The following is a 24821-nucleotide window of genomic DNA, read 5'->3' on the forward strand; positions in this document are numbered from 1 at the left end:
GCGCACTGGTTGGCAGGGCATGAACACGAAAACCGGAAGCCAGACCGTCCTCACCAGCCCGCAACTTCGCCTGATCGGCAGCGTTGACGAGGCGATGTACGCCGAATTTCGCGATCAGCTGAATGCCGCCCCGTCAGAAGGCCCGCTGGTAATCGCGATCACCACGCTGGGCGGCAATCCCGAAGTTGCGCGCACGATGGCGGACGATGTGCGCCTGATGCGTGAACCGGGGCGGGATATCTACTTCCTCGGCAAATCCGCCGTATATTCCGCAGGCGCTACCTTCATGGCGGGCTTTCCCGTCAGCCATCGCTACATGACGAAGAATTCCAGCCTGCTGATCCACGAACGCCAGATCACCCGGACGATCAACCTGTCCGGCCCACTGAAAAGCTGCACAGACCAGCTGCATGCCGCCCTGAACGAGATCGAGCATTCCATCGAGATCGAGGAGGCAGGCTTTCGCGAGATCGTGGAGGGCAGCAATGTCACCTTTGAGGAGGTGCAGGATCGCGCGCCCGAAAACTGGTACATCGGCTGTGAAAAGGCGAAGGAGCTGGGCCTGATCTGCGAAGTGATCTGACCCAGCCCCTTTTACCTGTCGCGGCTATCGCATCATGCGATGGCCTCATCCTCACTGCGACCGACTGAAGACCAGTCCACATTGCGGGTGGCGAACATCACGCCTGCCAGTGCACCGAACAGCAGCAGCGAACCGATTATCAGCGAGTATGTCTCCTCGTTCAGCAGGACAAACAGCACACCGTAAAGCGCTGCCAGCATCACCCCGATGAAGCCTGCCCTGCGCCATGTGCCGAGGACAGCGGCGCTATAGGCCGTCAGCAGCCCGATGATCGCCGCAGCGGCCAGCAGGTAGGCGAGCGAGAAGCCGATCACCTCCGCAAAGGCCAGCAGCATCACGAAGAACAGGATCAGCCCAGCGCCTGTCAGCAGATATTCCGCCGCGGCCACGCGGGCGCCGCCAACAATGTCGAACATCAGCAGCGCGGCAAAGGTGAAGCCGATGAACAGGAAGCCATACTTCACCGCGCGATCCACCTGGCTGTAGAGGTCAACCGGTTCCACCAGACCGATGGTGGCAGGCTGCGCGCCTTCTGCATTGCTGGCGCGCGCGCGTTCCATCCGTGGGTCCATGGTGGTGGCCTCCTGCGGATAGCCGGCGCTGTGATCGGAAATGGACATTATGCCCTGCCCCAGAGCCAGATTGGTGATGCCCGGATAAACCGCCTTGAACCCATCGGCGGAGGTTTGCGTCTGCGATGGTTCCGGCAGATATCCCCCGGTGAAGCTGGGATGCGGCCATGGGGAGGTGACGGTCCATTCCGTTTCACCCCCGCGCGGGATCAGCGATAGTGACTGCGTACCGCGCAGGCCATAGCTCCACCGAACGTCCAGCGCGCCTTCCCCGTCCCATTTGGAAACGGGTGCGGAAAAGCCGGAACCGCCGGTGGCAAGCGGGCCATTGCCGGGGCTCAGTTCCAGCCGCTCTCCACCCGCCACCACGCTGGCGCCATCGGAAAGGCCGCGCGTGTCGGCAATGCCGAAACGCAGCTCCGCCTCATCAAACATTAGCTGGTCACGCGTGATATCCAGCCGGTCCAGCTCACTGGTGAGAGTATAGCTTGCCGTGCCCTCCAATGCGCCGGAATAGACCACGCTTTGATAGATGGCATAGCCCTTGCGATCGGGATCGAGCCTGGTGTCGATTGCCTGCTGCATCGGGGAAACGAACAATTCGCGCCGCACCTGACGCCGTCGTTCCGTCACCACCCCGTCAACCGTTTCAGCCTCCACCGTCTGCGCCGTGAAGGGTATTACCAGCACCGGCCCCGTGATCGTCTGCGGGCCGCCCCAACCGCGCGTGATCTGCGCCTGCGCCTGCTGCGACTGGTTTTCCCGGTCATACACCAGAGCATAAACCATCATCAGCGGCACGATCAGCACCACCGCCACCAACCCTGCCAGCATCAACCTTACGCCTGGGCTTCGCTCTCGTCTCATCTTCTCTACTCCCTGTTGCATTGCGATGAACCGTGCTTTTAGAGCGACGAACTGAATACTTGGTGAATTCGCCCGCGCAGGGCAAGATGGCGAACATGTTGAAACGATTCGCTTTCGCGCTTCCCTGCGCCATGCTCGCCGCCGCCACGCCCCTTTTCGCGCAGGAGACTGCAGAAGCGCCACCTGCCACTGAATATGAGACGACCAGCGTGGTGCTGGAAACCACGATGGGCGACATTGTGATCGCGCTGGAAACACAGCGGGCACCGATCACGGCGGGCAATTTCCTGCGCTATGTGGAGGAGGACAGGTTTGACGGCACGGTGTTCTACCGCGCGATGAATCTTGATTGGGGCGATCAGCCCAACGGGTTGATCCAGGGCGGCACGCAGTGGGATTCGGACCGCGTGCTGCCGGGCATCGAGCATGAGCCGACGACGCTGACCGGCCTTACCCACACGCGCGGCGCATTATCGATGGCGATGGGAGAGCCGGGCACGGCCAATGGCGATTTCTCCATCATGCTGGGCGATCAGACGGGCCTGGACGCACGGCCCGATGAGGAAAACCCCGTCTGGCGCAATGGCTATGCCGTGTTCGGCTATGTCACCGATGGCATGGATGTGGTGGAAGCGATCCACGCCGCGCCCGTTGACCCCGAAAAGGGCGAAGGATGGATGAAGGGGGAGATGCTGGCAGAGCCGGTGGAAATCGTCGAGGCGCGCAAGCTTGAAGACAGCGCCGAGTAAGTTCTATCGCCGATCCGGCGCTTGCGCCGCCAGCCTGCTCATCAAGATCGCCGCGCGCTGTGCTTGCCGGGTGAAACTGCGCAGGTCCACGCTTTCGCCAACTGCGTGGCTGCCCGATCCATCCGGCCCCATCCCCGCCAATCCGTCGGTGTATGGCGCAACGAAACTGATATCCGCAGCCCCGCGACGCGCCGGCGGAAACACGCCCATCTTAGGAAGGCCCATATTTTCGTTGATAGCGTTCAACTGCGCCAGCAAAGCGGCGTTGCCTTCGCTGGGAGACATCGGTGGATAGCGGAAGGCGAAGTCTATCTGCGCATCGGTGCCGGGCAGATTGTCATGCACAATGGCCTGCATCGCGGCCACGGTGCGGTCCGTCTGTTCCTGCGTCAACGTGCGCAGATCGCCGCGCGCAACGGCGCTATCCGGGATAATGTTGGTTTTGCCGATAGCGCTGGCGGAAAGATTATCCTCACCCAGTGTCGCAGGGGTGCCGCCCGCCATGAAGCCGACATTGTAGGTCAGGTTCTCTTCGGGCAGTTCCTCCCGAAAACTATCGAGAATGCGTGCCATTTCATAAATCGCGCCATAGCCCGCGCCTTCTGCAAATATGCCGGAGGAATGGCCCGTGCATCCCGTGGTCGTCAGCGTCCAGCTGTTGGACGATCGGCGCGCGACCACGGCCAGATCCTGCCCATCCACCACCGAAAGCCCTTCAAAGCCCAGCGCAGTATCGGCCCACTGCCCTGCCTCTATCAGGTGCTGCCGCGACTGGGCGATGGGGTCGCCTGCGTCTTCCTCGTCCCCTGTCAGCGCGACGACGATATTCGCGCCGGACAATGTGCCCGCCGCCTGCATGGCGCGCAGGGCGGAAAGGATCACGATGATGCCGCCCTTGTCATCCACCACGCCGGGGCCGGTTGCCCTGTCGCCATCGCGCATGAATCGCTGGAACGGGCTCTCTGGCTCGAAGACAGTGTCGATATGGCCGATCAGCAGGACTTTCGCCGCATCGCTATCACCCATATGCCGCGCGAAAAGGTGGCCAGCGCGGTCTACGTGGTTTTGGTCAATCCACTCGACTTCGAAGCCCAGCGCCTCAAACTCAGGGATCAGCATTTGGCCCACTTCGCGCACGCCATCATGGTTGTGCGTGCCGGAATTGAGGTTGGTAATCGCCTCCAGCAGCGCAACGTCGTCCTCGAAACCGGCCTCCACCGTGGTCATCATCGTCTGCTCGGCAGGCGAAAGCTGCGCGAAGGCGGGGGCTGAGATAGCCAGAACGGCGGCGGCCAGCGGGGCAAAACGCAAGGGTGATGTCATGCAGCGAAGGCTAATGCGCAGCCTTGCATGCGGCAAGCGATCTCAGCACACCTCGGCCGTGTTTTCCGGGATCGGTCCATCGGGTACGCGCGCGGGGTGGAGGTAAAACGGGTCCGACTCCAGCCGGTGCGTATCGGGATAGACCTTCGCCAGCACCGCATACAGCGCCGGATCGTAGGCCTGCAAATCACGATGATCCAGGATCTGGCGCCCGTCCACCACCACCAGCTTGTTGGAATCGAACCAGAACTGCGTTCCTTCTGCCCAGTATTCGTGGATCGTCGTCATCGCATATTCGTCGCGCCACAGGCCCTGCGCCTCGGCATCGGCATAGGCCGCCTCAAGCTGGCGATAGAGCGCGGGGTCGATGGCCTGGATGGCATAGAGGACGGAATGGCCGAACTCATGCACCAGTATCGTCTCGCCGTAATAACGGCTTTCGCGCAGGCCCAGCACGTCCTCCTCCGCCACCACGGTGCGTTCCCCGCCGATGCCGCGCACGCGCGCGTCCCAATATTGCCTGTCGGTCAGGCTGCCGATGCGTTCGGCGTAATGCAGCCGCTCACACCGGGTCAGGCGCGGATCGTCGGTATCGGGTTTGGTCCATGCGGCGAATTCGGGCAGGTCCAGCAAGGCCTCCTGCCGTCCCATAACGGCAACGCGAATATCCTGCCGCTGCATTTCCGCGGCGAGATCGGGACGCTGCGACAGCATGCCGCGCACCATATCGCGCGCGGCCAGCAAGGCTGCGTCATCCACCTGCGCGCTGGATCGGATCGGCAGACCTGCCGCCGTCACCTGCTTGGTATAAAAGCCCGCCTCATCAACGGGTTTGATGCTGGCAACACATCCAGTCAGCGGCAGCGCTGCCAGTGCAAACGCAAACGCTGCCGCCTTCATTGCGTGATCAGTACACCCGCTTCTTGGGTTCGATATAGGCGATATCATCCGTCAGCGTGTATTCGTGGACTGGGCGATAATCGATACGCACCTCGCCGCCGCTGCCGCCCCAGCCGGTGAACCAGGCCGCGGTATGCTTCATCCATTCCGCATCGTTGCGATCGGGGTAATCCTCATGCGCATGGGCGCCGCGCGATTCCTTGCGGTTTTCGGCAGAGGACATGGTGACGACGGCCTGCGACATCAGATTGTCCAGTTCCAGCGTCTCGATCAGGTCCGAATTCCAGATCAGCGAACGGTCAGACACCTTGATATCCTGCATCCGCTTGTTGGTTTCCGCCAGAGAAGCCACACCGGCAGACATCAGTTCGCTATCGCGGAACACGGCGGCGTGCTTCTGCATGGTTTTCTGCATGTCAGAGCGCACTTCCGCGGTGGGAGAACCGCCATTGGCGTGGCGGAAATGATCCAGACGGGTCAGCGCGAAATCGGCGCTGTCGGCAGACAATTCGTCATGACTCTGGCCCGGCTTGATCAGTTCCTTCAGGCGGAAACCGGTTGCCCGGCCAAACACCACGAGATCGATCAATGAGTTGGAGCCGAGACGGTTGGCACCGTGCACGGAAACGCAGGCTGCCTCGCCCACGGCGAACAGGCCCGGCACCACGGCATCGGGATTGCCATCTGCACCGATGGTGACGACTTCGCCGTGATAGTTACACGGAATGCCGCCCATGTTGTAATGCACAGTTGGTGTAACCGGCAGCGGCTGGCGCGTCAGGTCTACACCGGCAAAGATCTTGCCGCTTTCGGTGATGCCCGGCAGGCGCTGGGCCAGCACTTCTGGCGCGATGTGATCGAGGTGCAGATAGATGTGGTCTCCATCGGGCCCCACGCCGCGCCCTTCGCGCATTTCCAGCGCCATGGAACGGGACACGACGTCGCGGCTGGCCAGGTCCTTTGCCGAAGGGGCATAGCGTTCCATGAAACGCTCACCTTCGGAATTGGTGAGATAGCCACCCTCGCCGCGCGCGCCTTCGGTAATCAGAACGCCCGCGCCGTAGATGCCGGTGGGGTGGAACTGCACGAATTCCATGTCCTGCAGGGGCAGGCCAGCGCGCAGCACCATGCCGCCGCCGTCACCAGTGCAGGTGTGGGCGGATGTGGCGGTGTAATAGCAGCGGCCGTATCCACCCGTTGCCAGCACCACGCCGTGGCTGCGGAAGCGGTGGATCGTGCCATCGTCCAGGCACATGGCGATCACGCCAACGCAGACGCCATCTTTCATGATGAGGTCGATGGCGAAATACTCGATGTAGAAATCGGCGCTGTACTTCAGGCTCTGCTGATAGAGCGCGTGCAGCATGGCATGGCCGGTACGGTCTGCCGCGGCGCAGGTGCGCTGCACGGGCGGGCCTTCGCCCATGTTCTGCATGTGGCCGCCGAAGGGGCGCTGATAGATCGTGCCGTCATCATTGCGGCTGAAAGGCACGCCGGCATGCTCCAGCTCATAAACCGCCTGCGGAGCCTCTCGCGCGAGATATTCGATCGCGTCCTGGTCACCCAGCCAGTCTGCGCCCTTCACCGTGTCATACATATGCCATGACCAGTGATCGGGCGTGTTGTTGCCCAGCGATGCAGCGATGCCGCCCTGCGCCGCCACGGTGTGGCTGCGGGTGGGGAACACCTTGGAGATGTTGGCCGTCTTCAGGCCAGCTTCGGCAGCGCCCATCGTGGCGCGCAGGCCAGAGCCGCCTGCACCAACCACCACCACATCATAGGTGTGATCGGTAATGGGATAGGCGCGACCATTGATTTCGAAAGTCTCTTTGCGGGCCATCAGGCGGCTCCTCCGGAGAAGGCAAGGCTGGCAATGCAGAACAGGCCGAACGCGGCGCCTGCAAAGCTGGCGAAGTTGAGAAGGAGAATCGCGGCAAACTTGGTGCCCGGTTCATGCATGTAGTCTTCCACCACCACCTGCAGGCCAAGGCGGGCGTGCCAGAAGGTGCTGATCACCAGCAGCGCCACCATGAAGGCAGGCAGGGGAGAGGACAGCCAGCCCGAAATGCTGGCGTAAGAATAGTCGTCCATCAGCGCCAGGGAGATGCCGAGGAACAGCATCGTCACCAGATTGCCGACAGCGGTGAAGCGCTGCATCAGCCAGTGATGCGCCCCCTCGTGCGCAGCGCCAAGGCCGCGCACGCGGCCGATCGAAGTTCCATTACCCATAGTCTTTTTCCGTCCTAGCGCAGCAGGATGAAGGCCCAGAAGGCCACAGTCAGCACGATGCCGGAGATCATGGAGATCACGGCGAAGGTGCGATTGGTATCCAGTTCGTAACCCGCGCCCAGATCCAGAACGAAGTGGCGCAGGCCAGAGCTCATGTGCGTGAAGAACGCCCAGGTCAGCCCGATCAGCACCACCATGCCATACCAGCTGGAAGCGTGGGTGTAGAAGGTGTCGTAAGCAGCAGGTCCGCTGGCCAGCGCGCCCAGCCACCACAGCAATACGCCCAGCCCGACGATTGCCATGCCGCCGCCGGATACGCGGTGAAGGATAGAAACCGCCATGTGCGGCCCCCATTTCCAGATTTGCAGATGCGGTGAAAGCGGGCGATCAGCCATGTTGTGTTCCGTCGCGTTATTTAAGTGCCAGTGTGTTGGCCCCCGCTCTAACGATTGTGGCGCGCCTGACAAGCGGGCCTTCGGGCTGTCTGGCAAAATTTCCTGTCGGTATTGATCTCAATACTTCTCGGCCTTTCCCCGTGCCTTACCCATCGCTATGACATGTGCGCATGACAAACATCCTAGTGACAGGCAGCAGCAGAGGCATCGGACAGGCGATATCGGATCGTTTGGCCGACCGTGGCTGCAACGTGATGGGCCACGCCACCCGCGCGGTGGATACCCGTACGATTGCAGCAGATTTTGCCGATCCGCCCGCCCCGCAAATGCTGTGGGAGGAAGCGCTGGCCCATCTGGACGGACGGATAGATGTGCTGGTGAACAACGCCGGGCTGTTCGAACAAATCCCCCTGCACGCCAGCGATATAGAATGGCTGGACAGGTGGGAGGATACGCTGCGCATCAATCTCACCGCCGCCGCGCAGCTCAGCCGGTTTGCCGTGCGCCACTGGCAGGAACGCGGCTGCACAGGCCGGATCGTGCACATCGCCAGCCGCGCGGCCTTTCGCGGCGATTCGCCCGCGCATTGGCATTACGCCGCAGCAAAGGGCGGCATGATCGCCATGCACAAGACCATCGCCCGCGGCTATGCTGCCGAAGGCATCCTCTCCTATGCCATCGCGCCCGGCTTTACCGACACCAGCATGGCGGGTGACTATCTGGAGAGCCGGGGCGGCGATGGCCTGCTGGCCGATATCCCGCTGGGCCGCGTGGCAGAGCCGGAGGAGATCGCCGATATCGCCGTGTTCTGCGCGCTGGATGCACCGCCCAGCATGACCGGCGCCGTGATAGACGCCAACGGCGCAAGCTATGTCCGCTAAAGCGCTGGCGGCGCTGGCAGCGCTGGGTTCGGCCCTGCTGACCGGATGCGTTGCGCCGCAGCCGCCCGTGCCAACTGCCAGCGCCGCCACGCTGGCCGCCGCGCGCACCAATGCCCTGCCCGCTGCCGACTGGGCCGCATCTTGCGAGGATTGGGACGAATGGGACAAGCGCGCCCAGCCCTTCCGCATTCACGGCAACACCTATCACGTGGGTACCTGCGGCATATCGGCCATCTTGGTGGCCGGGGAAGATGGCCATGTCCTGATCGACAGCGGCACGCGCGATGGCGCGCGCGTTGTGCTGAGCAATATTCGCACGCTGGGCTTTCAACCGCAGAACCTGCGCGCCGTGCTTACCAGCCATGAACATTTCGATCACGTGGGCGGCCTGTGGTGGATCAATCAGAACAGCGGTGCCCGCGTCCTGACCTCTCCCCCTGCATTGCCGGTGATCGAAACGGGCATAGCGGCCGTGGATGATCCGCAGTTCGGCATGCATCCCGCCATGCGTCCGCTGGCCGGATCGCAGGTTTCCGCCGTTACGCCGGGTGAGCCTGTCACCATTGCAGGGCTTACCTTCACGCCCATCGCCACGCCCGGCCACACACCCGGCGCGCTGACATGGCAATGGGAAAGCTGCGACGCGGCAGATTGCCGCACCGTGGTTTATGCAGACAGCCTTTCTGCCGTGGCGCGCGATGATTACCGCTTCACCGATCACCCGGAATATCTGCAATCCTATCGCGATGGCATCACCCGCCTGGCACAGCTGGATTGCGATATCCTGCTGACGCCGCATCCCTCTGCCAGCAACATGCGTGACAAGTTGGTGGCGGGTGATATTGGCGGCGGAATGGATTGCGCAGCCTACGCCGCAGATCGCCTGATGCGATTGGAGCAAAGGCTGGAACTGGAAGCTGCACAATGAGCTGGAAATTGTCTGCCGTTGCCACAAGGCAGGCAGTGGAAACCGCGCTGGACCGGCGCGATGAAGCCATCGGCTGGGATGAAAGCATCGTCCTGACCGGGTTCGAGGTGGACCCCGATCAGCCCGATACATGGCGCCTGGATGCCTATTTGCAGACCAAGCCGGGAAAGGCCCATCGCGCCGCCATTAATTCCCTGTTTGATGAACCCGCCCCGCCGATCCTGGCGGAGCAACTGCCGGACACCGATTGGGTGGCGGAAAGCCAGAAGGGTGTGGAGCCGATCCGCGCCGGGCGCTTTCGCGTGCGCACGCCCGATCACAAGGAACTTGGCGACGCAGATCTGACCGAATTCGTGATCCCGGCAGCGCAGGCTTTCGGCACCGGGCAGCATGAAACAACGGCAGGCTGCCTGCAAATGCTGGACATCATGCACCAGCAGGGCCTGCGCCCGCGCAGCATCGCCGATATCGGCACCGGCACGGGTCTGCTGGGCTTTGCCGCGCTGGACCTGTGGCGCAACGCATTCGTGACGGCCAGCGATATCGATCCGGTGTGCGGCCCGGCGGTGGTGTATAATTGCGAATTGAACAATCTGCCGCTGGGCACTGGGCATGGCGAATTTGCCATGCTGATCGCCGATGGCATGGATGATCCTGCCTTGCAGGCCCGCGCGCCCTATGACCTGCTGATCGCCAATATCCTTGCCGGTCCGCTGATCGATATGGCGTATGATTTTGCAGAAGCCGTCGCACCGCGCGGCAGCATCCTGCTGGCAGGCCTGCTGGAACGGCAGGAGCGCAATGTGCGCGCCGCCTATCGCCGCGCAGGCTTTAGGCTCCACCGCCGGATGGTGAACGGCGACTGGAGCATCCTCTGGCTGCGCCGCCGTTTCACCGGGTAGGGAGGCTAGGCTACCATGCGACGTCTGCGACGGATCGCCCTGGTTATCGGCGCCCTGCTGGCGCTGGTGATCGCCGGCTATCCGCTGGCAGGCTGGATCGGCAGCTCCATTCCGCATGGCGAACAAACCGCGCAACCGCCGCAGCCCGACGACAGTATCGAGATCCTGGTGGAAACCAACGGCACCCACACAGGCATCGTCGTGCCCGTGGTGTCTCCTGCAAAGGACTGGCGCACCGTTTTTCCCAGCGCCGCCATGCCCGATGCATATGGCCGTGTGCCCACGCACCTTTCCATCGGCTGGGGAGAGCGGGAGGTTTTCCTCCACGTGGCCACCTGGGCTGACCTGAGGCCCGCCACCGCGCTGCGTATTGCCACCGTGGGCGGAGACGCGCTGATGCGTGTGAGCAATTACGTGCGCCCGATGGCCGGGCCAAACCATCGGCCGGTGCGCATCAGCTCCGCGCAATATGCCCGCCTTGTTTCCGCGATAGAGCGCCCCCTGCCCACGCTATCCGCCGGGCAAAGCCGCAAGATCCTGTCGGGCACTTATGCCGATGATGCCTATTATGAGGCCTCCGGCACCTATTCCCTCGCCAACAATTGCAACAGCTGGGTAGGCGAAACACTGGCGGAGGCCGGCCTGCCGATGGGCGCGTGGACGCCCTTTGCAGGCGGTGTGATGAAATGGATACCGGAAAGGCAACTGCCTGAAAGATAACAAGATAATGGTTGATTGGAACCGCAAAACCTTTATCAGTTGTTTTCTCAATCATTGTTGCTGGAGCCTGACAGGAGCAGGTAACCAGCCCCTTAGAGATACGATCCATGGCATATAACAGGATGCAACGCGGCGCTGAGCGGCACGATATCTCCATCGTCGGCACTTTGCGCACTGGGACTGGCAAGCGCGATGTGACAATCGTTGACCTGTCCGAACGCGGGTGCCGTATCCAGGATCGCATGGGCCATCTGTCGCCCGATCTATCCGTCACCATCAGGATCGGTCCTATCGGGCCAATTGCTGCACTGGTCCGCTGGCAGGATCGCAATTATGCCGGCCTGCTGTTCGAAAATCCGCTGTATCCCGCCGTGCTGGATCACATCCGCGCCCATTTCGATCTGCGCGATCTTGGCAAGGGCCATATCGATCCGCCCAGAACGAGCCTGTAACCGCGCGCTGCCCGCCCCGCGCTGACGGAACGCGGGGCCCTGTCTGTTCATTGCCATTGCACACCCCCCCGCAATGCAAGAGAAACATGATGAACAGGACTCTCCTTATTACAGGCGCTTCAACAGGCATCGGCGCTGCCACCGCGCGCGCTGCAGCTAAGGCCGGCTGGAACGTGGCGCTGCTGGCCCGATCGGAAGACAAGCTGCAAAATCTGGCGCAGGAACTGGGAGAGGCCGCATTGGCCGTTCCCTGCGATGTGACAGACCGCGCCGCGCTCAATGATGCAGTTTCACAAACCGTGGATCATTTCGGCGGATTGGATGCCGCCTTTGCCAATGCCGGAATGGGCGTGGCCGATCCCGGCGTAGAGAAAGGCGATCCGGCGCAGTGGCATGACATGGTGCATCTCAACATCATGGCCGTGCTGTACACCGCGCATGCCACCCTGCCGCATCTGCGCAAGACGAAGGGCAGCTTCATCGTCACCGGATCAAAGGCCGGGCGCGATCACATGAAAGGCTCCATCTACAGCGCAACCAAGTGGTTCATCCACGGCTTTGCCGGTAATCTGGCAGAGGAAATGCGCGAGTGGAACGGGCGCTGCACGGTGATTTCGCCGGGCATGGTGGACACGCCCTTCTTTGATGAGGGCAAACCTACGAAGCTGCAGCCTCAGGACATTGCGGATGCCGTGGTGTTTGCGCTGGAGCAGCCCGATACATCCTGCGTGCGGGAAATTCACCTGATGCCGAATGACTAGGCGCAACTTTTGATGAGGCGCTACCCTGCGGCGGCCACCAGAGCCGCCCAGGCCGCCTCGTCCATCACTTCGATACCCAGCTCCTCCGCCTTTTTCAGCTTCGAACCTGCGCCGGGGCCAGCCACCAGCAAATCCGTTTTCGCGCTGACGGAGCCTGATGCCTTTGCACCAAGGCGTTCGGCCTGCGCCTTCGCCTCGTCACGGCTCATGGTTTCCAGCTTGCCGGTGAACACCAAGGTCTTGCCCGCCACCGGGCTATCCAGCGTTTCCACCTCGTAACGGGGCGGCGTGACTTCGCCCAGCAGGTCCTCCCACACGGCGCGGTTATGCTCCTCGTGGAAGAAATCGCCCAGCGCCTCCACCACGGCATTGCCGATGCCATCGATGCTGGTGAGCAGCGCGGTGGCATCCTCGTTTCCGCCGCGCGCCTTTTCGGCGGCGTCGCGCAGCGCGGGCAGTTCGTGGAAATGTTTCATCAGATCGCGCGCCGTCACCGTGCCCACATGGCGTATGCCCAGGCCGAACAGCAGGCGCGCGGCATCGGGTGATCGCTTGTCCTCGATCCCGCCCAGCATGTTGTCGACGGATTTTTCCTTCCAGCCATCCAGCGCCAGGATATCGCCGCGCCGATCCTTCAGGCGGAAAATGTCTGCCGGGCCATTGTCCAGCCAGCCTTTTTCCATGAATTCGGCGATGGTCTTCTCGCCCATGCCATCGATGTCCAGCGCGCCTCGGCTGACGAAGTGCTTCAGCCGCTCAAATTGCTGGGCCTTGCAGATCAGGCCGCCCGTGCAGCGAACGTCCACCTCGCCTTCCTCGCTCACCGCCTCGCTTTTGCAAACCGGGCAGTGATCGGGGAAGTCATAAGCAGGCCGGTCCTTTTCGCGCGTCAGGTTCTCCACCACCTGCGGGATGACGTCTCCCGCACGCTGGATCACCACGCGATCGCCGGGGCGCACGCCCAGCCGCTCTATCTCGTCCCGATTGTGCAGGGTGACATTGGTGACGGTCACCCCGCCCACCAGCACCGGGGCCAGACGTCCAACCGGAGTCAGCTTGCCGGTGCGGCCGACCTGAATGTCGATGCTCTCCAGCGTCGTCTCCGCCTGCTCGGCCGGAAACTTGTGCGCCATCGCCCAGCGCGGTGCCTTGGCCACAAAGCCCAGCCGCTTTTGCCAATCCAGCCGATCGACCTTGTAGACAACGCCGTCAATCTCGTAACCCAGCGCGGCGCGCCCTTCGGCAATGCTGCGATAATGCTGCAGCATTTCCTTCACATCACTGCACAATTTCAGATCGGGAGAGATCGGCAGGCCCCATTTCCGGATCTGCTGCATCACTGCCAGTTGCGTGTCGCCCGGCACATCGCTGGCCGCGCCCCAGCCATGCGCCCAGAACCGCAGCTTGCGCTTTGCCGTAACGCTGTCGTCCTTCTGGCGCAGCGATCCGGCAGCGGCATTGCGCGGGTTGGCAAACAGCTTTCCGCCCGCTTCCTCCTGCGCAGCGTTAAGTGCGGTAAAGTCCTCTTTCGCCATGTAAACTTCGCCGCGCACCTCGAAAACGTCGGGCGCCTCGCCGGTCAGCCTTGGCGGGATGTCGGCAATGTGGCGCACGTTGGCGGTGACGTTTTCCCCCACCTGCCCATCGCCGCGCGTGGCGGCCAGCACCAGTTCGCCCTGCTCATATCTGAGGGAGCAGGATAGACCGTCGATCTTGTCCTCCGCGGTGAAGGCAACAGGTTCATCATCGGGCAGCGACAGGAAGCGCCGCACACGGGCGACGAATTCCTCCACCTCCTCATCCGAAAAGGCATTGTCGAGGCTCATCATGCGAACCTCGTGGCTCACCTTGGACAAGGGCGAAGCTGCGATCTCATGCCCCACGGCCTTGCTGGGCGAATCCGCGCGGATCAGCTGCGGGAATTGCTCCTCCAGTTCCGCATTGCGGCGCACCAGCGCGTCATATTCCGCGTCCGTGATCTCCGGATCGTCTTCGGCGTGATACCGCTTGTTGTGATAGGCAATCTGCTTCGCCAGCCGCATTAGTTCATTGGCGGCCTGGGCTTCGGAAACTGTGTCGCTCACTCGGCAATGATCCTGGGGTCGCGGGTGAACTGCCATTCTGCGCCGTCCCATTCGCCGCGATAGAGGTAGCTCATCGAATTGTCGCCGCTGGACTGATATCCGCCCCACGCGCTGCAACTTTGATCGCTGGAACAGGTGAAATTGTGCAGGGTGAAAACCAGCGCTGCATCTTCCGTTTCGGCATCGCGCCAGCCGTTCGCAGTGCGCGTGCAGCGCGTCATCGGGGCAAGGCTGGGGAAGCGGGATATCAGCGCCACTTCCTCCTCCGGCGGCAGCGCCTCTTCCTCTCGCCCATCATGCCAGCTGGCGCAAACGGTGGGCGGGTTGGGAATGTCGGACGCGAAATACTGATCCAGCACGTGTTCCAGCATGGCGAGGCGCGGCGCGTCTTTCTGCGCGGCGAGCGGTGGCAGCGGATCGGGCGATCCCACATCGCCCTGTGCCGCAACGCAGGCGGAAAGCGTCAGCAAGGCCGCGCCACCAAGGATAACTCGCTTCATCACACGCCCTCCAGCAGACGATCCGCCTGTGCGCGGGCTTCGTCGGTTATTTCCGCGCCGCTCAACATGCGGGCAATTTCTTCCTGTCGACCAGCATCATCCAGCGATGCGACGGAGGTTTTCGTCACCGTGCCCTCGCTGGACTTGGCGATCATGTAATGCGTGGCGCCCCGCGCGGCGACCTGCGGGCTGTGCGTTACGGCCAGCAACTGGCCAGCCTCGCCATTCGTGCCGGAGGCCAGCCGGGCAAGCCGCTCGCCAATAGCGCTGGCAACCGCGCCGCCCACGCCGCGATCGATTTCGTCAAAGATCACGGTGGCGGCCCCGCCCTGCTCCGCCAGCGCCACTTTCAGCGCCAGGATGAAGCGAGACAATTCGCCGCCCGATGCGATCTTGTTGAGCGGGGCAAAGTCCGCGCCGGGATTGGTGGCGATCAGGAATTCCACCGAGTCCATGCCCAGCGGCCCCCACTTCTCCTCCGGCTGATCAGCCACCGCCGTCTTGAAGCGCGCGGCATCCAGCTTCAGCGGGGCCAGCTCGGCAGCCACCGCCTCGTCCAGCGCCATGGCGGCGGAAACGCGAGTGGCATGCAGCGCCTCTGCCCGTCCGCGATAGATTTCATGCGCGTCCCGCTCTGCCTTTTGCAGATTGGCAAGATCGGCATCGCCCTGCTCGATTGCGTCCAGCTTTGCCCGCATGGTACGCATCACCTCTGGCAGATCGTCCACCTGGCACGAATGTTTCCTGGCCAGGGCGCGCAGTTCGAACAGGCGCGTTTCGATCCGGTCCAGCTCCTGCGGATCGTGCAGCATCGCTTCGGCTGCCGATTGCAGCTTCTCCTCCGCTTCGCCCGCTTCGATCACGGCGCGGTCCAGCGCGGCCAGCGCCTCTGCCAGCAAGGGATGCTCCACCGCGATACGATCCAGCTTGCGCGCCGCGACACGCAAGGATGCCAGCGGCGAATCCGATCCGTCCCACACGGTGCGCAGATCTTCGAGGTCGCCCGCCAGCTTCTCCCCCTTCTGCATATCGGCGCGGGAATTGGCGAGCGTTTCCTCCTCACCCTCCTCCGGTTCTATATTCGTGAGTTCCGACAGGTGCGCCAGCAGCAGGTCCTGATCGGCGCGCGCCTGTTCAATCGCACCTTCTGCCTGCTCCAGCGCCTCTCGCGCCTTGCGCCAGCTTTCCCACGCGGCGGTAACGCCCGCCACATCGGCATCGGCATAGCGATCCAGCAGCGCGCGATGGCCGCGCGGGTTCACCAGGCCGCGATCGTCATGCTGGCCGTGCAATTCCACCAGTGAACCCGCCAGCGACCGCAGCAGCGCCACGCCGACGGGCTGATCATTCACGAAAGCCTTGGACCCGCCATCAGCCTTCAGCCGGCGACGGATCAGCAGCGGCTCTCCCGGCTCGATCTCGACCTCGGCATCGTCCAGCGCTTCTTTCAGCGGTGCGGGCAGAGCGGCGAATTCAAAAGTGGCGGTGACGCTGGCCTGATCTTCCCCGCTGCGCACCAGTGCGGAATCGGCGCGATTGCCCAGCACGAGCCCCAGCGCATCCAGCAGGATGGACTTGCCCGCACCCGTTTCACCCGTCAGCACGCCGAGGCCCGGCCCGAAGGCCAGGTCTAGCGCCTCGATCAGCACGATATTCCGGATAGAAAGCGCGGTGAGCATAGCTGACACCGGCTTTACGATGCCGCCCAGCCCAGCGCAACGACTGCCGCAAGGCAAAAGGTGGACGGTTAGGTTTTCTTAACCATTATCTGCGCAATAAGGTGGCTCGCAACAGGAGGGTCTGGCCGCGATGTCGGTGCTTACGATCAGGTCGCACAAACGATATGCCACACGCCTGCCGGTGGCCTTGCGCCGGGACGGCCGCAAAACCGTGTCCGGTCTGCTGATAGAATTGTCGCAGCAAGGCGCGCGCATCAGCAATCTTGGCCGCGGCAAATACGAGATGGGCGACAAGATCGTTATCAACGCGCCCGATGATACCGCGATCGACGGTACGATTCGCTGGGCGCATGATGGGCTGGCCGGAATTCGGCTGGACCGTCCGCTGCATCTGCCGGAAATGCGCAATTTGCTGGAACTTAACCGCCGCGAACAATCCGAAATGGAATGCCAGTACGGCACCTAATCGGATAGGGGATCAGCCCCCGATGCGATCCGGTGCGTGCTTTTCCATCAGGTCGAACGCTTTTTCATACCATTCATTGCCGGGGTAATTGGCCCCCAGCACGGCTGAATACCGCTGCGCCTCTTCAGGAACGCCCAACGCAAGGCTGCTTTCCGTAAGGCGGTAAAGCGCTTCGGGCGTGTGGCTGGTGGTCTGGTAATCTTCAATCACGTTCTGGAAACGCAGTTGCGAAGCCAACCATTGGCCGGTGCGCTGGTAAAAGCGGCCGATTTCCATTTCCTTGCCCGCCAGGTGATCATTCACCAGGTCAATCTTCAGCCGCGCATCATCGGCATAGGGGCTTTCGGGATAGCGGCGCACGATCTCTGTCAGGGCCTGCAGCGCACGCTCCGTAATCGCCTGGTCACGCTCCACATCGCTGATCTGCTCGTAATAGCTGATGGCGATCAGGTAATAGGCATAGGGCGCATCGCGGTTACCCGGATGGATGGAAAGGAAGCGCGTGGCCGACTGGATGGCGCGCGTATAATCGCGCGCGGCGTAATAGGAGAACGCACTCATCAACTGGGCGCGGCGAGCCCAGGGTGAATAGGGGTGCTGGCGCTCCACCTCGTCAAAAAGGCCGGCGGCCATTTTCAGGTCACCACGATCCAGACGCCCCTTCGCCGCAGAATACAGCGATTCGACATCGCGCGCGACATAGGCAAGATCAGTCTCACCGGAACTGCTGCCACCGCCGCCGGCACAACCGGTCAGCAACATGGCGGAGGTGGCGCCCAACAGCGCGCTACGGATGGAAAGCTTCGCAATCATGCCACGCCTATAACTAGCCTCTCGCTGAACGCCAAGTGAAGTCACCACCACTTTACCGCTTTCTGTCGCATTGGACTGGCCACCGCGCGGTGCACACCATTCCTTTCGCCAATCAGGGCACGCACGCAAGATCGTTGCGCGTGAAAGCGTGTCGACATTAGTCGGATGCAGTCTGTCGATCATCGAAGCCGTTCGGATTTGGTCGATTGCAGCCACAACCCGGTCGAGCATGAGATGCCCTGATCACCGCCCTCCCCTAGATCAAACTCATCGCTTCAACCCAGCCCCCAAATCAATTTGCCGGGCAGAAGCTTATCTGAGGAGGAAAAACCATGAGCAAGATTTCTATCAAGACCGGCCTTGTCGCAGCACTGGCAGCAGGCGCAATGTTCAGCGCACCCGCCATGGCAGGCAGCACCGATGCACCGTCTATCGCCGTTCGCTACAGCGATCTCGACCTGTCCACTGCCGAAGGGCAGGACACGCTGGATCGCCGCCTGACCCGCGCCGCAGAGGAAGTTTGCGGCATTGATCGTCGCACGTCCGGCATGGCGCTGCCTTCGGCGGAATCGCGCAGCTGCTATCGCAACACGGTGCAGAAGATGGAGCGGGAAATCGCCACCCGCACGCAGGAACAGCAGCAGGAACAGCGCGGCTGACCTTTGATCTGAATTTACAGACGTTCGATACCATGGCGCCGCCCTTCGCAGGGTAAGATGCGAAGCGGGCCGGTTCCAACAGGCAGGTGCGCCATGGTATCGCAATGACCCGTCGCGCATGGCCCCCTGGGGAGGAGGGGCATCGCGGCGGGTCGCCTTTTTTCCGGGCGATGAATATGCCGGATGAATATGTCGGGGGACTGGCGCGAAACGGCCCGCTTTCCTATAGGCAGGCTCCATGGCCACAGCCCTTTTCGAACTCAATCCCAACCTTGATCGCGCCGCGCTGGCAAAGCGGTTTGCCGCCGACAAGCGAATGCAGGTGGAAAACATCCTGACCGACGCAACCGCGCGCGAACTGCGCGAGATCATGATGCGGGGCACGGAATGGGGCGTGGCGCTGCAGGCTGGTGCCACGGCGCAGCCAAAAGGGTGGCGCGGGCGGGATCTGCAAGACCCGGCGCAGGGCCGCCAGGTGGTTGAACTGGTGAAAGAAACCGACAAGGCCGCCGCCGCGCGCGATTATGCCTATCGCTCCAATCGCTATTCACTGGTGGAGGGACTGCAAAAAGGCTGGGACCCCGGCGGCCCGCATGAACTGCTGCTGGAATATCTGAACGCGCCGGATTTCATGGAAATCATGCGCGATATCACCGGCATTCCCGATCTGGTGAAGGCCGATGGGCACGCCAGCTGCTTTGGCCCCAACCATTTCCTGGGCAAGCATAATGACAGCCACGTGGCCGAAGGCTGGCGCATCGCCTACGTCCTCAATCTCACCATCGATGACTGGTATCCCGACTGGGGCGGCTATCTGGTGTTCTATGATGAGGCAGGCAATATCGAAACCGGCTTCATGCCGCGCTTCAACACGCTGAACCTGTTCCTGGTGCCGCAGGATCACGCTGTCACCTACGTTCCGCCATTCGCTCCACGTGGGCGATATGCCATCAGCGGGTGGCTGCGCGACCGGTGAGCCTATCGCCCGATCAATATCGCGCGCAGGCACAGGCGCTGGCATCGACGGGTAATATCGCTGGCGCGCTGGAATTGCTGGACACCGCGCTGAAAGAACATTCCGGCATTGCCCCGCTGGCCAACAGCGCGGGTAATCTGGCGATGAAGCTGCCCGATGCGGACCGCGCGGCCCGTTATTTCGGCAAAGCTGCCGAACTGGCGCCAGCCTCAACCGAATTTGCAATCAATCTCGCCATCGCGCTTTCCGCCGCAGATCGCCATGCGCAGGCGCTTGATGCGCTCAAGCCGGTTGAAAAGGACGGGATGGCAGACGCGCGCTATTGCTCCGTCCGCGCCAGCTGCTCACGGGCGACGGGAAACCTGGCCGATGCAGAGCTGTGGTATGATCGGAGCATCGCGCTGAACCCGGCAGGCGCGCGGGCAGTGCATGGGCGCGCGCGCGTTGCATTGGAGCGGGGTCAGGCAGGCGCCGTGCAATTGTTTGAACGTGCTCTTTCCCTCAATCAGGGTGATGCCGAAGCATGGCTGGGCCTGGCAGAAGCGCTGGACGCCGCAGGGGAGCAACAGCGCGCGCGGCAACTGGCCGGGCAGCTGGTGGCGCAGGCCCCGCATTGGATCGCCGCGCTGCGATTGCTGGCACAAATCAGGCTGGCCGCAGGGGAGGATGATTTCACCAGCCATCTGGCCGAGGCAGAGGCGAAGATCCCGGACAATCCTGCCATCGCCCACGAACATATTCGCATGCTGGAGATGCACGACAGGTTTGAAGACGCCATGGAAATCGCAGCCCGCGCCGCGCGCCGCTTTCCCGACAATGAAACCTTCGCTCTGCTGCAAGCCAGTTATGCCGGCATCGTCGGCGCGGACGATGTGGCGAAGGGCCTGTTCACGCGGCTAGCCTCGCAAAATCCTAACCGCTGGCTGCTGGAAGCGCGCTATCTGCTGGGGCGCGGTGAGTATGTGCAGTGCGGAGCCTTGCTGGACAAGGTGATCGCCGCCGACCCGCTGCATATCAATGCCTGGGCCGTGCGGGATTTCCTCTGGCGCCTGACGGACGATCCGCGCGGGGAATGGCTGCACGGGCAGGATGGCCTTGTGCAGATGGTGGAATTGCCCGATGGCGAGGCGGTTCTGCGCGATGCCGTGCCGCTGCTGCACCGATTGCACGACAATTCCGCTTTCCCGCTCGGCCAGTCATTGCGCGGCGGCACGCAGACGCGCGGCGTGCTGTTTGATCGGGCTGAGCCGGAGCTGCAACGCCTGCATGATGCGCTTGTAGTCGCGCTGGAGAACTATCGCTCCGCCCTGCCGCCGCTTGATCCGCAGCACCCGCTGCTGCGATTTCGCGACGCCGCGCTTTTCATCACCAGCTCCTGGTCTGTGAGGCTGGCTGGCGGCGGAGACTTTCACGCCGCACACCTGCATCCCGATGGCATTGTTTCCAGCGCGCTTTATTGCCAGCTGCCGGATGGCCTTGGCGAGAACGAGGATGATGAGAAGGCAGGATATATCGAGCTGGGTCGCCCGCCGCCAAAACTGCGCATCGATCTGGAGCCGCGCTACACGCTGCGCCCGCAGGTCGGCCACTTGGCGTTGTTTCCCAGCACGCTGTACCACGGCACCCGCCCTTTCTCGCAAGGCCAACGCATGACCGTGGCTTTCGATGTCCAGCACAAAGGTTCTGCTGAATGACGACGCACAATGTCCATGATGCATGGAACAGCTTCTGGGATCGGCAGGCGCGGCAGCGCAAGGGCGGCAGCGGGCTGATGCCATCCACCTGGCGGGGCATCGATGCGGCACAAGGCGCGGCGTGGATGGAGTTTGCAAAGCGCCTGCCGTCAAAGGCGTGCGTTCTGGATCTTGCCACCGGCGATGGCAGGGTGTTGTCGCATTTGCTGCAAAGGCGACGAGATCTGAAGCTTCTGGGGATTGATCGCGCGGCCACCCTGCCCACGCCTCCGCGTGGCAGCAACATCAGGGGCGGGACAGAGATGGATCGACGGCATGGCAAATTGCCGAGGCCATTGGCCAGGCGCTGCACCTGGGCCGCCGTGACGCTCCGGCCAATGTCGCCCCGCTGCTGAACGATATCGGCGCGCAGGCGGAAAACGAGCTGGGCCGCATTGCCTCGCTTGAGATTGCCGCCCAGGCCGCCAGCCATACAGACGCAGTGCTTGGCATCATGGCCGATGCGGGGTTCGCGCTGAAATCGAAACGCGAACTGGTGAGCGATCTTTCACCCAGCCCCTTTGCCGATTTCAGGATTTCTAAATTGCAATCCTGATCGCGCGCCGCAGATTGCAGCGGATTGCTGAAGACCCAAACGCTCTGTTCAGAAACGAAAAAAGGCGGGAGACCATCTGGTCCCCCGCCCTTTTTACTGGCGAATTTTCGCTCTGGTCTGTCGCTTAGAAGCGGAACAGGACCGATGCGAAGAAGTCGCGACCCAGCACGTCGTAGGTCGACGGGTAGGTGTTGGACTGTTCACCGTTGTTGAAGTCACCAAGCAGCAGGCTGTTGGTGTCGTTCGTCACAACTCCATTGGCGTCGAATTCCGGCGTCGAGGGAAGCGTGTCGAACAGGTTACGAACACCGACGGTCAGGGTCACCAGGTCGTTGAAATCATAAGCCATCGTCAGGTCGATCAGGTCGTAAGCGCCGATGCGCTCCACGAAGTAATCGGACGTTGGATCATCATCGTCAACGGCGCTCAGGTGACGCCAGCGAGTCGAGAAGGTCAGAGGACCATCGACATAGCTGGCACGTGACGTCCACTTGAACGAAGCGGTGGGCTCGCCACACTCCAGGCCGAACTCGCCGGCACAGGTGATGACATCGGTCGGATCAGTCTGGTCAGGTGCCAGGCTGTTCAGTTCCGTCCAGGTGCCCAGGAACGACAGGTTGAGGTCTGCGAAATCGTTGCCGATTACGGAGAACGGCAGGTTGATGCCGTAGCTTACCTCAAGGTCGATACCGCTGGTCTCGAGCGATGCGACGTTTGCACCACCAAGACGCGGAGCATTCGTGCGGCTGAAGCCACCGTCCGGACCACGCGTACCGACGAAGCCGGCGCACTGCGGAGCGTTCAGATCCTGAACCGTGTTGTAGCACAGGTCCAGAGCCGTCTGCAGGCTGATGGTGATGATGGCATCATCCACGGTGATGTCGAAGTAGTCGGCCGTGATGGTCAGGCCCGGAACTGCGGTAGGCTGCAACACCACACCAACGGTCCAGCTGTCCGAAGTTTCTTCGGCCAGGTTCGGGTTACCACCAAAGAACGCGGCGATCTGCGGATCCGGCTGGATGTTCGCAAAGGCCGTGTCGCTGGCGTAGATCGCATCCGAAACGCCATTGGCATTACAGATAGCGTTCAGAGAGCCGCCACCACGTGCTGCGTTGCTGGCGCAGGGATCGTTGGCACCGGGGAAACCGATTGCCGAACCCTGGAACAGTTCGCCCACGTTCGGTGCACGCACCGCACGCTGATACTGACCACGGAACGTGATGTCCGGGATCGGAGCGAATTCAACGCCACCGGCGTAGGTCCACACACCGCCGACATTCGACAGCGAGTAGTCGGAATAACGACCGGCGCCCGACAGTTCGAAGCGCATGCCGCTTTCGGTTTCGAACGGAATGTTGATCTCGGCAAAGACCTCATTCACGTTGTAACCGCCCTGCGTGGGCTGACCGGCGTTGAAGCCCTGCACGTCACCCGAAGCGAGGAATTCGTCAGGAATGAAGCGCGAGTTCACTTCACGATATTCGCCACCAACGGCGAAACCGATCGGCTCTGCTGCACCCAGTGCGAAATCGCCGAAGGTGCCGGAGACCACAGCCGAGGCAACTTGCAGATCGGAGATATCGCCGTTCTGCGCCTGGATGCGGAACACGTCGACCATGTCCGGCGTGAGGGTGTTCTCGCCGAAGATGTTGACCTGCGTGTCGCCCGTACCGTTGATGGCAGCGGTGAAGCGCGAGGTGGATGCGTTACCCTGCTGGATGTTGGAGTTACGCGTACGCGAATACATGTAGTACGTATCGTACTGCAGGTAATCGGTGATGTCGCCACGTGCACCGGCGAGGACGCGGAATGCGTTACGCTCGTCGAGGTTTGCACGGCCGCCAGCTTCCAGAAGGCGACGACGAACCTGAACGGGCACGAAACCGTCGTTCATGTCGGCACCGGTCTCGGTTGCGTCCAGCGAAGCGAACTGATTGCGGGTAGCCTGATCGATGAAGCCGTTGGACAGCAGCTCGTTATAGTCGAGCTGGGTGTTCACGAGGATCGGCGTAGCAGCGAGTACGGAGTCAACGCGGTTGTTGACGTAGGTAACTTCACCATAGAACTCGAGAGCGTCGGTAACTTCGTAGCTGCCGTAACCGCCAAGCAGGTAACGCTCTTGCGGGAGCTGCAGGTAGTTGACGGGTGCGAAGTTATAAAGGTCGCCCGGGGTCGAGTAGGCACGCAGCGAACCCGGCGTACCGAAGATGCCGAGGCCGTTGGTGTCGAATGCGGTACCGGTGGTGTCGCCATCACCCAGATAGGTGAGACGCGTCTGCGGCGGCAGGGACGAACCCAGCTGCTGCAGCGGGCTGCCACCCAGTGCGAATGCGGAGAACTCACGGTCGCCCTGGAAGATGTCCTGACGGTTGTAGTATTCACCGAAAACGGTGACGTTACCGCGGCCGTCGGCGAAGTCGGTGCCGATTGCGCCATGGATCTGATAGCGATCGCCATCGCCGCGATCGGTGATCGAGTACTGGCCGCCGAATTCGGCGCCATCGAGATCGCGAAGACGGAAGTTCACAACACCAGCAAGAGCATCGGAACCGTAAACGGCCGAAGCACCACCGGTCACAACGTCAACGGATTCCAGCAGGAACTGCGGGATCGTGTTGAGGTCGACGGTCTGGTTGGTATCGTAGAACATCCAGCGACGGCCGTTGACCAGCAGCATGGTACGGGTCGAACCGAGGCCACGCAGGTTCAGCGAAGCGGTGCCGTTACCAGGGTTGTTGGAGAAAGAGGTGATGCCAGGCACAACCTGCGGAAGCGCGTTGACCACGTTCTCGATGTTGACGGTGCCCGAAAGTTCGAATTCCGCGCTGTCGACAACTGCAACCGGAGCAGCAGTTTCGGTGTTGCGACGCTGAATGCGCGAACCGGTGACGATAATCATATCGTCTTCAGCCGCTGCAGGCTGAATGGTAGGTTCTTCCTGCGCCATGGCGGGGGAGGCAATCAGCGATCCGAAGATCACGGTGCCGGCCAGCAGCGAGGCCTTCTTCTTATTGATAATCATTAAAATGCTCCTGGTAAGTGGGAGAATCTGTCGGAACGAAAACTGCCGTGGCCCAGTGGATTTAAGTCCAT

24 protein-coding genes are annotated in these 24821 nt (G+C 62.1%); 13 read left to right on the plus strand and 11 right to left on the minus strand.

Annotated elements, in window-relative coordinates:
* Positions 1-19 precede the first annotated feature (19 nt).
* The gene (locus tag GRF63_RS09865) at positions 20-583 is read left to right on the plus strand and encodes an ATP-dependent Clp protease proteolytic subunit (RefSeq protein WP_160485831.1); all 564 of its coding nucleotides are present in this window, start codon (positions 20-22) and stop codon (positions 581-583) included.
* A gap of 32 nt (positions 584-615) precedes the next feature.
* On the opposite strand, the gene creD is transcribed toward GRF63_RS09865, so the two are convergent.
* Positions 616-2043 (minus strand): cell envelope integrity protein CreD, encoded by a 1428-nt coding sequence (gene creD / locus GRF63_RS09870; RefSeq protein ID WP_337189647.1) that lies wholly within the window; start codon positions 2041-2043, stop codon positions 616-618.
* Between the two features lie 74 nt (positions 2044-2117).
* Between creD and GRF63_RS09875 the strand changes: the two genes are divergently transcribed.
* Positions 2118-2771 carry a peptidylprolyl isomerase gene (locus tag GRF63_RS09875; protein WP_160485833.1) on the plus strand — a complete coding sequence of 218 codons (654 nt, stop codon included), beginning with the start codon at positions 2118-2120 and terminating at the stop codon, positions 2769-2771.
* A gap of 3 nt (positions 2772-2774) precedes the next feature.
* On the opposite strand, the gene GRF63_RS09880 is transcribed toward GRF63_RS09875, so the two are convergent.
* Genes GRF63_RS09880 through sdhC form a run of 5 tightly spaced genes read right to left on the minus strand, consistent with a single transcriptional unit; the run spans position 2775 to position 7618 of the window.
* Positions 2775-4094, minus strand: a complete 1320-nt coding sequence (locus GRF63_RS09880) for a M20/M25/M40 family metallo-hydrolase (protein ID WP_160485834.1) — start codon at positions 4092-4094, stop codon at positions 2775-2777.
* Between the two features lie 42 nt (positions 4095-4136).
* Positions 4137-4994 (minus strand): glycoside hydrolase, encoded by an 858-nt coding sequence (locus tag GRF63_RS09885; RefSeq protein WP_237392409.1) that lies wholly within the window; start codon positions 4992-4994, stop codon positions 4137-4139.
* Positions 4995-5001: 7 nt separating this feature from the next.
* A complete protein-coding gene (gene sdhA, locus GRF63_RS09890) occupies positions 5002-6834 on the minus strand; it encodes a succinate dehydrogenase flavoprotein subunit (RefSeq protein ID WP_202131671.1) in 1833 nt (610 codons plus the stop codon).
* Complete coding sequence (sdhD, locus tag GRF63_RS09895; RefSeq protein ID WP_160485835.1) at positions 6834-7223, minus strand: succinate dehydrogenase, hydrophobic membrane anchor protein; 390 nt, start codon at positions 7221-7223, stop codon at positions 6834-6836. The genes sdhA and sdhD overlap by 1 nt, the downstream gene beginning before the upstream one ends.
* 14 nt (positions 7224-7237) lie before the next feature.
* Positions 7238-7618 carry a succinate dehydrogenase, cytochrome b556 subunit gene (gene sdhC / locus GRF63_RS09900; RefSeq protein ID WP_160485836.1) on the minus strand — a complete coding sequence of 127 codons (381 nt, stop codon included), beginning with the start codon at positions 7616-7618 and terminating at the stop codon, positions 7238-7240.
* 170 nt (positions 7619-7788) lie between these two features.
* Between sdhC and GRF63_RS09905 the strand changes: the two genes are divergently transcribed.
* From GRF63_RS09905 to GRF63_RS09930, 6 genes are all read left to right on the plus strand, one after another.
* Positions 7789-8499 carry an SDR family NAD(P)-dependent oxidoreductase gene (locus GRF63_RS09905; protein WP_160485837.1) on the plus strand — a complete coding sequence of 237 codons (711 nt, stop codon included), beginning with the start codon at positions 7789-7791 and terminating at the stop codon, positions 8497-8499.
* Positions 8489-9427 carry a subclass B3 metallo-beta-lactamase gene (gene bla, locus GRF63_RS09910; RefSeq protein WP_160485838.1) on the plus strand — a complete coding sequence of 313 codons (939 nt, stop codon included), beginning with the start codon at positions 8489-8491 and terminating at the stop codon, positions 9425-9427. The genes GRF63_RS09905 and bla overlap by 11 nt, the downstream gene beginning before the upstream one ends.
* Positions 9424-10329 carry a 50S ribosomal protein L11 methyltransferase gene (locus tag GRF63_RS09915; RefSeq protein ID WP_160485839.1) on the plus strand — a complete coding sequence of 302 codons (906 nt, stop codon included), beginning with the start codon at positions 9424-9426 and terminating at the stop codon, positions 10327-10329. The genes bla and GRF63_RS09915 overlap by 4 nt, the downstream gene beginning before the upstream one ends.
* Before the next feature lie 15 nt (positions 10330-10344).
* A complete protein-coding gene (locus GRF63_RS09920) occupies positions 10345-11049 on the plus strand; it encodes a DUF2459 domain-containing protein (protein WP_160485840.1) in 705 nt (234 codons plus the stop codon).
* Between the two features lie 107 nt (positions 11050-11156).
* Positions 11157-11501 carry a PilZ domain-containing protein gene (locus GRF63_RS09925; RefSeq protein ID WP_160485841.1) on the plus strand — a complete coding sequence of 115 codons (345 nt, stop codon included), beginning with the start codon at positions 11157-11159 and terminating at the stop codon, positions 11499-11501.
* An 86-nt stretch (positions 11502-11587) separates the two neighbouring features.
* Positions 11588-12262 (plus strand): SDR family oxidoreductase, encoded by a 675-nt coding sequence (locus GRF63_RS09930; RefSeq protein ID WP_237392410.1) that lies wholly within the window; start codon positions 11588-11590, stop codon positions 12260-12262.
* A 20-nt stretch (positions 12263-12282) separates the two neighbouring features.
* Here GRF63_RS09930 and ligA read toward each other — a convergent pair whose 3' ends face one another.
* The 3 genes from ligA to recN are packed head-to-tail and all read right to left on the minus strand — an operon-like array spanning position 12283 to position 16525.
* Entirely contained in the window at positions 12283-14382 is a 2100-nt protein-coding gene (gene ligA, locus GRF63_RS09935; protein WP_160485842.1) for an NAD-dependent DNA ligase LigA, read from the minus strand.
* On the minus strand, positions 14343-14846 hold the full coding sequence (locus GRF63_RS09940) for a hypothetical protein (protein ID WP_160485843.1): 504 nt from the start codon (positions 14844-14846) through the stop codon (positions 14343-14345). Before GRF63_RS09940 ends, ligA begins: the two co-directional genes overlap by 40 nt.
* Entirely contained in the window at positions 14846-16525 is a 1680-nt protein-coding gene (recN, locus tag GRF63_RS09945; RefSeq protein WP_160485844.1) for a DNA repair protein RecN, read from the minus strand. Before recN ends, GRF63_RS09940 begins: the two co-directional genes overlap by 1 nt.
* A gap of 130 nt (positions 16526-16655) precedes the next feature.
* On the opposite strand from recN, the gene GRF63_RS09950 reads away from it, so the two are divergent.
* Positions 16656-16991 (plus strand): PilZ domain-containing protein, encoded by a 336-nt coding sequence (locus GRF63_RS09950; protein ID WP_160485845.1) that lies wholly within the window; start codon positions 16656-16658, stop codon positions 16989-16991.
* A 12-nt stretch (positions 16992-17003) separates the two neighbouring features.
* Here GRF63_RS09950 and GRF63_RS09955 read toward each other — a convergent pair whose 3' ends face one another.
* Positions 17004-17804 (minus strand): outer membrane protein assembly factor BamD, encoded by an 801-nt coding sequence (locus GRF63_RS09955; RefSeq protein ID WP_160485846.1) that lies wholly within the window; start codon positions 17802-17804, stop codon positions 17004-17006.
* Positions 17805-18136: 332 nt separating this feature from the next.
* Between GRF63_RS09955 and GRF63_RS09960 the strand changes: the two genes are divergently transcribed.
* The 4 genes from GRF63_RS09960 (at position 18137) to GRF63_RS09975 (ending at position 21528) form a co-directional block, all read left to right on the plus strand.
* Positions 18137-18463: a UrcA family protein gene (locus GRF63_RS09960; RefSeq protein ID WP_160485847.1), complete on the plus strand. Its 327-nt coding sequence runs from the start codon at positions 18137-18139 to the stop codon at positions 18461-18463.
* Positions 18464-18701: 238 nt separating this feature from the next.
* Positions 18702-19439 (plus strand): 2OG-Fe(II) oxygenase, encoded by a 738-nt coding sequence (locus GRF63_RS09965; RefSeq protein WP_160485848.1) that lies wholly within the window; start codon positions 18702-18704, stop codon positions 19437-19439.
* The gene (locus tag GRF63_RS09970; protein WP_160485849.1) at positions 19436-21133 is read left to right on the plus strand and encodes a tetratricopeptide repeat protein; all 1698 of its coding nucleotides are present in this window, start codon (positions 19436-19438) and stop codon (positions 21131-21133) included. Before GRF63_RS09965 ends, GRF63_RS09970 begins: the two co-directional genes overlap by 4 nt.
* Positions 21130-21528: a class I SAM-dependent methyltransferase gene (locus GRF63_RS09975; RefSeq protein ID WP_160485850.1), complete on the plus strand. Its 399-nt coding sequence runs from the start codon at positions 21130-21132 to the stop codon at positions 21526-21528. Before GRF63_RS09970 ends, GRF63_RS09975 begins: the two co-directional genes overlap by 4 nt.
* A gap of 324 nt (positions 21529-21852) precedes the next feature.
* Here GRF63_RS09975 and GRF63_RS09980 read toward each other — a convergent pair whose 3' ends face one another.
* The gene (locus GRF63_RS09980; RefSeq protein ID WP_160485851.1) at positions 21853-24750 is read right to left on the minus strand and encodes a TonB-dependent receptor plug domain-containing protein; all 2898 of its coding nucleotides are present in this window, start codon (positions 24748-24750) and stop codon (positions 21853-21855) included.
* Positions 24751-24821: the final 71 nt, after the last annotated feature.

Origin of the sequence: Aurantiacibacter rhizosphaerae, from assembly GCF_009807005.1 — a bacterium.
Lineage (GTDB): Bacteria > Pseudomonadota > Alphaproteobacteria > Sphingomonadales > Sphingomonadaceae > Alteraurantiacibacter > Alteraurantiacibacter rhizosphaerae.

Coding starts and splice junctions, on each gene's coding strand:
- GRF63_RS09865 (WP_160485831.1), top strand. CDS start 20: ATGAACACGAAAACCGGAAGCCAGACCGTCCTCACCAGCCCGCAACTT.
- creD (WP_337189647.1), bottom strand. CDS start 2,043: ATGCAACAGGGAGTAGAGAAGATGAGACGAGAGCGAAGCCCAGGCGTA.
- GRF63_RS09875 (WP_160485833.1), top strand. CDS start 2,118: ATGTTGAAACGATTCGCTTTCGCGCTTCCCTGCGCCATGCTCGCCGCC.
- GRF63_RS09880 (WP_160485834.1), bottom strand. CDS start 4,094: ATGACATCACCCTTGCGTTTTGCCCCGCTGGCCGCCGCCGTTCTGGCT.
- GRF63_RS09885 (WP_237392409.1), bottom strand. CDS start 4,994: ATGAAGGCGGCAGCGTTTGCGTTTGCACTGGCAGCGCTGCCGCTGACT.
- sdhA (WP_202131671.1), bottom strand. CDS start 6,834: ATGGCCCGCAAAGAGACTTTCGAAATCAATGGTCGCGCCTATCCCATT.
- sdhD (WP_160485835.1), bottom strand. CDS start 7,223: ATGGGTAATGGAACTTCGATCGGCCGCGTGCGCGGCCTTGGCGCTGCG.
- sdhC (WP_160485836.1), bottom strand. CDS start 7,618: ATGGCTGATCGCCCGCTTTCACCGCATCTGCAAATCTGGAAATGGGGG.
- GRF63_RS09905 (WP_160485837.1), top strand. CDS start 7,789: ATGACAAACATCCTAGTGACAGGCAGCAGCAGAGGCATCGGACAGGCG.
- bla (WP_160485838.1), top strand. CDS start 8,489: ATGTCCGCTAAAGCGCTGGCGGCGCTGGCAGCGCTGGGTTCGGCCCTG.
- GRF63_RS09915 (WP_160485839.1), top strand. CDS start 9,424: ATGAGCTGGAAATTGTCTGCCGTTGCCACAAGGCAGGCAGTGGAAACC.
- GRF63_RS09920 (WP_160485840.1), top strand. CDS start 10,345: ATGCGACGTCTGCGACGGATCGCCCTGGTTATCGGCGCCCTGCTGGCG.
- GRF63_RS09925 (WP_160485841.1), top strand. CDS start 11,157: ATGGCATATAACAGGATGCAACGCGGCGCTGAGCGGCACGATATCTCC.
- GRF63_RS09930 (WP_237392410.1), top strand. CDS start 11,588: ATGATGAACAGGACTCTCCTTATTACAGGCGCTTCAACAGGCATCGGC.
- ligA (WP_160485842.1), bottom strand. CDS start 14,382: ATGGCAGTTCACCCGCGACCCCAGGATCATTGCCGAGTGAGCGACACA.
- GRF63_RS09940 (WP_160485843.1), bottom strand. CDS start 14,846: ATGAAGCGAGTTATCCTTGGTGGCGCGGCCTTGCTGACGCTTTCCGCC.
- recN (WP_160485844.1), bottom strand. CDS start 16,525: ATGCTCACCGCGCTTTCTATCCGGAATATCGTGCTGATCGAGGCGCTA.
- GRF63_RS09950 (WP_160485845.1), top strand. CDS start 16,656: ATGTCGGTGCTTACGATCAGGTCGCACAAACGATATGCCACACGCCTG.
- GRF63_RS09955 (WP_160485846.1), bottom strand. CDS start 17,804: ATGATTGCGAAGCTTTCCATCCGTAGCGCGCTGTTGGGCGCCACCTCC.
- GRF63_RS09960 (WP_160485847.1), top strand. CDS start 18,137: ATGAGCAAGATTTCTATCAAGACCGGCCTTGTCGCAGCACTGGCAGCA.
- GRF63_RS09965 (WP_160485848.1), top strand. CDS start 18,702: ATGGCCACAGCCCTTTTCGAACTCAATCCCAACCTTGATCGCGCCGCG.
- GRF63_RS09975 (WP_160485850.1), top strand. CDS start 21,130: ATGACGACGCACAATGTCCATGATGCATGGAACAGCTTCTGGGATCGG.
- GRF63_RS09980 (WP_160485851.1), bottom strand. CDS start 24,750: ATGATTATCAATAAGAAGAAGGCCTCGCTGCTGGCCGGCACCGTGATC.